At 66.3% G+C, this 7,431-nt stretch carries 6 protein-coding genes and 1 pseudogene; 2 read left to right on the forward strand and 5 right to left on the reverse strand.

Annotation, left to right across the window (positions count from 1 at the left end; all coding sequences use genetic code 11):
- Positions 1-361, forward strand: a pseudogene (locus tag ACFQEU_RS08795) (MBL fold metallo-hydrolase); the annotation flags it as partial.
- Positions 362-391: 30 nt separating this feature from the next.
- Here the strand turns inward: ACFQEU_RS08795 and ACFQEU_RS08800 are convergent.
- The 5 genes from ACFQEU_RS08800 to ACFQEU_RS08820 form a co-directional block, all read right to left on the reverse strand.
- Positions 392-1,222, reverse strand: a complete 831-nt coding sequence (locus ACFQEU_RS08800) for a DUF2103 domain-containing protein (RefSeq protein ID WP_379781279.1) — start codon at positions 1,220-1,222, stop codon at positions 392-394.
- Between the two features lie 256 nt (positions 1,223-1,478).
- Complete coding sequence (locus ACFQEU_RS08805; RefSeq protein WP_379781281.1) at positions 1,479-2,642, reverse strand: acyl-CoA dehydrogenase family protein; 1,164 nt, start codon at positions 2,640-2,642, stop codon at positions 1,479-1,481.
- 59 nt (positions 2,643-2,701) lie between these two features.
- A complete protein-coding gene (locus tag ACFQEU_RS08810) occupies positions 2,702-3,934 on the reverse strand; it encodes a digeranylgeranylglycerophospholipid reductase (RefSeq protein ID WP_379781283.1) in 1,233 nt (410 codons plus the stop codon).
- 176 nt (positions 3,935-4,110) lie between these two features.
- Positions 4,111-4,974, reverse strand: coding sequence for a 2-oxoacid:ferredoxin oxidoreductase subunit beta (locus ACFQEU_RS08815; protein WP_379781285.1), 864 nt, complete (start codon positions 4,972-4,974; stop codon positions 4,111-4,113).
- A 2-nt stretch (positions 4,975-4,976) separates the two neighbouring features.
- On the reverse strand, positions 4,977-6,734 hold the full coding sequence (locus tag ACFQEU_RS08820) for a 2-oxoacid:acceptor oxidoreductase subunit alpha (RefSeq protein WP_379781287.1): 1,758 nt from the start codon (positions 6,732-6,734) through the stop codon (positions 4,977-4,979).
- Between the two features lie 351 nt (positions 6,735-7,085).
- On the opposite strand from ACFQEU_RS08820, the gene ACFQEU_RS08825 reads away from it, so the two are divergent.
- Positions 7,086-7,431: FAD-dependent oxidoreductase (locus ACFQEU_RS08825; RefSeq protein ID WP_379781289.1), on the forward strand; the 346-nt coding region annotated here is incomplete at its 3' end.

Below are 7,431 nucleotides of genomic sequence, written 5' to 3' on the forward strand. Positions count from 1 at the left end.
GGAGCGGCTGTACGACTCGCTTCACGGCACGCTGCTCGCCGAACCGGACGACGCGGTGGTGCTGCCCGGGCACTTCTCGGTCGCGAACGACGGGACGACCGGCGACGTGACGCCGGGCGAGCCCGTGGCGACCACGGTCGGCGAGGCTCGCACGGGGATCGACGTGCTTGACCGGGACCGGGCGTCGTTCGTCGAGCGGATCACGGCGACGCTCCCGGAGAAACCCCCGAACTACGAATCGGTGATCGCGGCGAACCGCGGCGTCGAGTCGCCCCCGGACGAGGTCTCGGCGATCGAACTGGAGCTCGGGCCGAACCGGTGTGCGGCCGAGACGGGGCCCGAAGCCGGGGCGGACGACTGAGCACGGGACACGGGGCGACAGGCCGCCGGCTTAGACGTCCTGTAGCTCCGCGTCCCGAAGGGCCTCGTTGAGGTCGGCGCGGACACGCTCGCCGGTCTCGCGGTCCATCGCGGTCGTGACGATCCGGTTCTCCTGTACGCTGGAGCCGTCCCGCAAGAGGAGCCTGACGTTACCGTTCGTGCCCGCGCGGGTCGCCTTCGCCCGGAGGCCGGTTCGGGACCCGGTCCCGCCGGCGTCGATCGGACCGGGAACGATCTTCTTGACGTGCGGATGGGCGGCGACCGTCTGGACGGCTTTCCGCCCCTTTCGATCGCCGATGAGCGTCGAGTGGGAACCGCCGATCTTCTCGCGTGGCGGGGTCTCGACCACCTCTAACGCGCGGTCGCCCCGCCGGTCGAGCACCCATCGAACCACGTCGCTCTCGGCGGCCGCCCACCCGTCCGGTCCCGTCCCGTTTGCCCCCGTTCCGTTCGTCTCCTTCCGGTTCGCATTGTCGCGGCCGGCGTTTGACCCCTTCCGGTCGGCGTCCGGCACGCGGTAGAACTCGTGGTGGAGCTGCGCGCGCGTCTCGCGGAGAGGGTCGCGCTCGCCCGCCGCGTACACCGTTTCGGGGCGCTTGCGGCGGACCTCGTCGGCGACGCGCCCAGCGAAGTTGCGGAGCTGTATCTGGCTCAGCTCCCTGTCGTTCTCCGGGCGGGTCGTTACGGCGGTGTGACCGACCACCTCGTCCTCGTCGAGCATCGTGAGCTCGGCGCGATCCGGGTCGAACTCGACGACGACCGCGTCGCTGTTCGCCGTGTTGCAGGTGAGACAGTAGTCCCCGGGCTTCTCGAGGGGCGTCCCACACTGCCGGCAGTCCATACCGACAGGACGGGCGTAGCGCGTAAAAACGCGTCCGTTCCGGACGGTGCCGTTCCGGTCAGTGGCGGCCCGAACGAGTATATAAGTGATAGGTGAGACTCGTGCGGCTGAACGCGAACGACGAGCGAGCGTCGTCGAAGGAGTATATAAGTAGTCGACAGCGACTCGCAAAGGAGTATATAAGTAGTCGACGCCGTACGGCCGACACTCTACGGCCGACGCCGCGCGATTCGAACCCGCGCGACTCGAACCCGCACTACTCGAACGCGGCGATCCCGGTGAGGTCCTCTCCGAGGATCAGGCTGTGGATGTCGTGGGTGCCCTCGTAGGTGTACACCGTCTCCAGGTTCGCCATGTGACGCATCGGGGAGTAGTCGGTGGTGATCCCGTTGCCACCGAGCATCTCGCGGGCGATCCGCGACTGGTCGCGGGCCATCCGGACGTTGTTGCGTTTCGCCATCGAGACGTGTTGTGGCCGGAGGTCGCCGCGCTCTTTCAGCTCCGCCAACCGATACGCGAGCAGCTGCGCGGTCGTGATCTGTGTCGCCATCTCCGCGAGCTTCTCCTGTTGGAGTTGGAACCGAGCGATCGGCCCGCCGAACTGGTCGCGATCGAGCGCGTACTCCCGCGCCTGCTCGAAGCAGTCGCGAGCCGCGCCGACCGCCCCCCACGCGATCCCGTAGCGGGCCTGCGTGAGACACGAGAGCGGCCCCTTCATCCCCTCCACGCCCGGGAGTCGGTTCTCGGCGGGGATCCGGACGTTCTGAAGGCTGATCTCGCCGGTGATCGACGCGCGAAGCGAGAGCTTGTCGTGGATCTCGTTCGTCGTCACGCCGTCGCGGTCCGTCTCGACGAGGAACCCACGGACGGGGCTGCCCTCGGCGGACGTCTCGCGCGCCCATACGACCGCGACATCGGCGATCGGGGAGTTCGTGATCCAGGTCTTCGAGCCGTTCAACACGTACTCGTCGCCGTCCGCTTCGGCACGCGTTTCCATCGCCGACGGGTTCGACCCGTGCTCGGGCTCCGTTAGTCCGAAGCAGCCGACCGCCTCACCCTCGCCGAGCGCGGGGAGCCAGTGTTCCTTCTGGTCGTCGCTCCCGAACGCGTGGATCGGGTACATCACGAGCGCGCCCTGAACGCTCGCCATCGACCGGAGCCCGGAGTCACACGCCTCCAGCTCCTGCATCAACAGCCCGTACGCCGTCTCGGAGACGTTCGGCAGGCCGTAGCCGTCGAGGTTGGGTGCGAAAAACCCCATCTCGCCCAGCTCAGGGATGATCTCCGTCGGGAACGTCCCCTCTTGGAAGTGGTCACCGATCTCCGGTCGAACGCGGTCCTCGACGAACTCCCGGGCCGTGTCCCGGATCAGCCGCTCCTCCTCGTCGAGATCCGACTCCAGCCCCACGTAATCGAGCATGAACGACCATGGGAGTCGGGTGGTCAAAAACGGATCGGGGACGGTTCGATCCCAACCGCTTACGCCAGCCGTTCGCGCGCGTACTTGGCTAACAGCGGGAGGTCGTCCAGATGGATCAGCTTCGCCATCGCTCGTTTCTCGCCGCGGTTGGCTTTCGCGAGCGTGTCGTCGTCGGTCCGGCGGAGGTCACGCATCAGCCGGTCGTAGCGCTCGTTCGGCGCGAGATACAACAGCTCCGTCAGCAGCAGCCGCGCGTTCATCCGCGGGGCGACCTCCTCGTGCCAGAGCTGGTCGTACAGCGCGAGGCTCTCGGCGTCCGTCGGCCGGTCGGCATCGGTGAGACACCGGTCGATAGTGGCCGCGGCCGCCCGCGCGGACTTCATCCCCTTGTGTATCCCCTCGCCCCACAGCGGGTCGATCGTCGGCACGGTGTCGCCGATGGCGAGGAACCCGTCCGTGTGCATCCGGCCGGGCCGCTGGATGTGTGCGGAGCCCCGGTGGACCTTCCCCTCCAGCACCTCGGCGTCCGCGAACCGCGGGTCGTTCTCGATCCAGTCCTCGAGGTAGCCGTCGACGGTCTGCCCCTCCTTCGCGAACTCGCGGTGCCGATCGTTCTGGATGTAACAGATCCCGACCTTCGCGGACGTCTCGCCCGTGGCGAAGATCCACGAGTAGCCGCCCGGAGCGATGTCGTGGTCCAACCGGAGCATCATCGAGCGGCGCAGGTCGGCGAACTCGGGATGGTCGAGGTCGACACCCTCCATCTCGTACTCGATCCCGATCGCTTGGTTCTCGCGTTCGAGGTCGACGACGTCGAGCGCCTGCGCGATCGGCGCGGCGGGCCCCGTAGCATCGACGACGATATCGGCGTACACCTCCTCGTCGCCGGCGTATTTGACGCCCTCGATGGTCCCGTCGTCGCCCAGGATCGGCCGGGAGACACGCGCGTCGAACCGGTACTCAGCGCCGGATTCGCGGCCGTCCTCCACGAGGAACCGCTTGAAATCCGCGAACTCCAGTACCGCTCCCGGCTGGTAGGACTCGTAGTAGTCGGAGGGCGACTCCAACACCACGTCGTCGGTGAACGACATCACGACGTCGTCGGGGATCCCGAACGACGCCATCATAGAGGGGAACGTCCCGGCGGTGGACTTGTTGCTCTGTCGCGGGAACTCCGCCTCCGATTCGGTTTCGAGTACGACGACGTCGTAGTCACGGGCCGCCAGATCGCGGGCACACTGTGCGCCCGCCGGGCCGGCACCGGCGATGGCGACGTCGTAGCGATCGGACATACACGTTACATACGGATCCGTGTAATTAGACTTGCCGGAACGGAACGGATATCGGCGCGAGACGCTCGCCGTCGACGGATTTTGGCGTCGCATGAAGGTCGGGATTCGGCCGCGAAACCCCCGGTCGACGCGGCGCTACTCGACGATCGAACCGGCCGGAAAACGACGCTTGCGTCTCAGTAGAACTCGCGGACCAGATCGGTCGCGCCCTCGGGCGCACCGTCGGGGATCACGGACATGTCCTCGTCGACGCCGTGCTGCTCGTGGTACGGAACCGACTCCTCGTCCTGATAGACGACGCCCTGATACTCCTTGTCCGAATCGAGAATGACGTCCTTCGCGGCGTCGCGATCGGACGGGTCGTGGTCCTCGTCCTGCAGGTCGACGAGCGAGTCGCGGAAGTAGTCGTACGTGTCGACGTCGTTGAACGTCACGCACGGCGAGTACACGTTGACGAAGCCGAACCCGTCGTGTTCGACTGCCTTTTGAATGATCTCCTGGTGACGCAGTGCGTCCGAGGAGAACGACTGGGCGATGAACGTCGCGCCCGACGCGAGCGCCAGCGCGTGCGGGTTGACGGGGGGTTGCTTCGGCCCGTTCGGGGTCGTCGACGTCTCGAAGTCCTCACGCGAGGTCGGCGATGCCTGCCCCTTGGTGAGCCCGTAGATCCGGTTGTCCATCACGACGTACGTCATATCGACGTTGCGCCGCACCGCGTGAACGAAGTGGCCCGCACCGATAGAGTAGCCGTCCCCGTCGCCGCCTGCGACCATCACTTCGATGTCGGGTCGAGCCATTTTGACGCCGGTGCCGACCGGGAGCGCTCGGCCGTGGACGCCGTGAAGCGCGTAGCTGTGCATGTACGTCCCGATCTTGCCGGAACAGCCGATACCGGCGACGACGAAGGTGTTGTCGGGGTCGTTCCCCGTCTCCGCGAGCGCCTTCATCATCCCGTTCATCGTGCCGAAGTCGCCACAGCCCGGACACCACGTCGGCTGCTTGTCCGATTTGAAGTCGGTGAATCTAATGTCTGAACTCATGGTTACGCCTCCACCCCCGCCGCGAGGGTCGCCTCGATCTCGTCTGCGAGCTCGTCCGCCTTGAACCGCACGCCGGTGTACTTGTTCACCCGGTCGACGCGTTCGAGGACGTCGTGTTCGACGATGTCCGCGAACTGCCCGGTCTCGTTACACTCCACGACGACCACGTTCTCCGCCGTGTCCACGGCGTCGCTGAGGTCGGGTCGCGGGAACACGTACGGCACCGACAACACCCGTACGTCGATCCCGTCGTCCTTGAGGAGGTCGAGCGCCTCGACGAGCGCGCCCTCGTTCGAGCCCCACGTGATCACGAGGTTCTCCGCATCGGCGTCACCGAACTCGCGCGGACTCCAGTCTTCACGGGCCTCGGCCGTCTCGACCTTCCGGTTCCGCTTGTCGACCTGCTCGACGCGCATCTCCGTGTCCTCGGTTCGCCGGCCCTGCTCGTCGTGCTCAAGGCCCGTGGACATGTGTGCGCCGTCGGCGGTTCCGGGGAACGCTCGCGGCGAGATGCCGTCCTCGGTGAGCTCGTGCGGTTGGAAGCCGCCCGACTCGCTCAGGTGATCGTCGACCTCGGCCTCGTCGACGACGAACCCTCGATCGATCTCCACCTCGTCCATGTCGAACGTCTCCGGCGTGAACGTCTCTTCGGTGACCGCCATCGAGAGGTCGGCAGTGAGATACACCGGGATCTGGTACTTCTCGGCGAGATTGAACGCCTCGACGGTTTTCCAGAAACACTCCGCGACCGTCGTCGGTGCGAGGACGAACCGCGGGATCTCGCCGTGCCCGCCGTACAGCATGTGGTTCAGGTCGCCCTGCTCCTGTTTCGTCGGCATCCCGGTCGACGGGCCGGAACGCATCACGTTACAGATGACGAGCGGCGTCTCCGAGGTGGCGATCAGCCCGAACGTCTCGGTCATCAGGTCGATCCCCGGACCGGAGGTGGCCGTCATCGCGCGTGCGCCGCCCCGGGCCGCTCCGAGCGCCATGTTGATCGCGGAGAGCTCGTCTTCCGCCTGAACGACGTGGCCGCCGTACTGTTCGATACGGCCTGTCAGATACGTCATCACGTCCGTCGCGGGCGTGATCGGGTAGCCGGCGTAGAACCGACAGCCGGCCGCGATGGCCCCCATCCCGATCGCCTCGTCGCCGTTGAGGAGGACGTAGTCGTTGTCGGTCGTTTCGAGGTCGTAGTCGAACTCGTGGTCGTACTCCTCGGCGACGTACGACTGGCCCGCGCGGGCCGCCTCCTTGTTGTTGTCGACGAGCTTCTGTCCCTTGTCGCCGAACCGCTTCTCCAGCGCGGAGTCGAGGTTCTCGATGGGGAACTCGGCGACCTCACACGCGGCGCCGAGCGCGACGACGTTCCGCATGATCGCCCCGCCGGCCTCCTCGGCCAACCGCTTGAGCGGCACGTCGATACCGACCATCTCGCCGGGGATCTCGACGTTCTGCATCGTCGTGCGCTCGCCGTCGTAGATGATCACGGACCCGTCGTGGAGCTCGTCGAGGTTCTCCTCGATCGTCCGGGGGGTCAACGCGATGAGCACGTCGAGTCTGTCCACGACGCTCTGTACCTTGTCGACGGAGGTCCGCACCTTGTACGCGGTGTACCCACCGCGGATCCGGGAGGCGAAGTCCTTCGACGTGAACACGTGTCGACCCGAGCGTGAGAGGGCCTGCGCGAAGATCTTGCCCGTCGAGTCGATGCCGTCGCCGGCCTCTCCGCCGACGGCCCAGTTGAAGTCCGCAACCATACTATGTCGATGGTTTTTCGGGACTAATCAAAAGGCTTCTGGAAGGAGCCACCGCCGTATTTTTGGACGAGTATACAACTACTCGCGAATATTGACGGATTATAGGCGGTGTATACCCAAAATAACCGTTTTAAATTGGGCAAACGTACACCGATCTCCGCACGATCGAAGCCACGCGTCGCAGCTGTTTTCGACGTTCGTCGATATCCCCGTGGATCAGCGCTCCGATCGGCGGAACGGCGCGTTGCTCGGCAGGCCCGCCCTCCGCTCAGCGGAATCGGTCGCCGTCCGGCCGCCTGCCCGCCCCGCCGGGACGGGAACACGTTTGTGTCCGAAGGCCGGATCGGCGGTATGGACGCGACAGTCGCGGTTACTGCGGTCGACGAGGTCGGACCGGACACGTACGCGATCCGGTTCGAGACGCCCGAGGGGCTCACGGCCGAACCCGGGCAGTTCGTCAAGCTCGGCACCGAGATCGACGGTGAACACGTCGCCAGATTCTACACCCTCTCCTCGCCGACCGTCGGCGAGACGTTCGAGGTCACGGTCGGTATCGACCCCGAAGAGGGCGGCGAGTTCTCCGCGTTCCTCGCGGCCGTCGAACCCGGCGTCGAGATGACGCTTGCGGGGCCGTTCGGCGACCAGCACTACGACGGCGAGGGCCGTGTCGTCGTGCTCGCTGGCGGGCCGGGCGTCG

The organism is Halorubrum tibetense (assembly GCF_042661865.1).
GTDB classification, from domain to species: Archaea; Halobacteriota; Halobacteria; order Halobacteriales; family Haloferacaceae; genus Halorubrum; species Halorubrum tibetense.

Bases quoted from the DNA above. Each gene is read 5' to 3' on its own strand.
- ACFQEU_RS08815 (WP_379781285.1), bottom strand. From the start codon at position 4,974: ATGAGTTCAGACATTAGATTCACCGACTTCAAATCGGACAAGCAGCCG.
- ACFQEU_RS08810 (WP_379781283.1), bottom strand. From the start codon at position 3,934: ATGTCCGATCGCTACGACGTCGCCATCGCCGGTGCCGGCCCGGCGGGC.
- ACFQEU_RS08805 (WP_379781281.1), bottom strand. From the start codon at position 2,642: ATGCTCGATTACGTGGGGCTGGAGTCGGATCTCGACGAGGAGGAGCGG.
- ACFQEU_RS08800 (WP_379781279.1), bottom strand. From the start codon at position 1,222: ATGGACTGCCGGCAGTGTGGGACGCCCCTCGAGAAGCCCGGGGACTAC.
- ACFQEU_RS08820 (WP_379781287.1), bottom strand. From the start codon at position 6,734: ATGGTTGCGGACTTCAACTGGGCCGTCGGCGGAGAGGCCGGCGACGGC.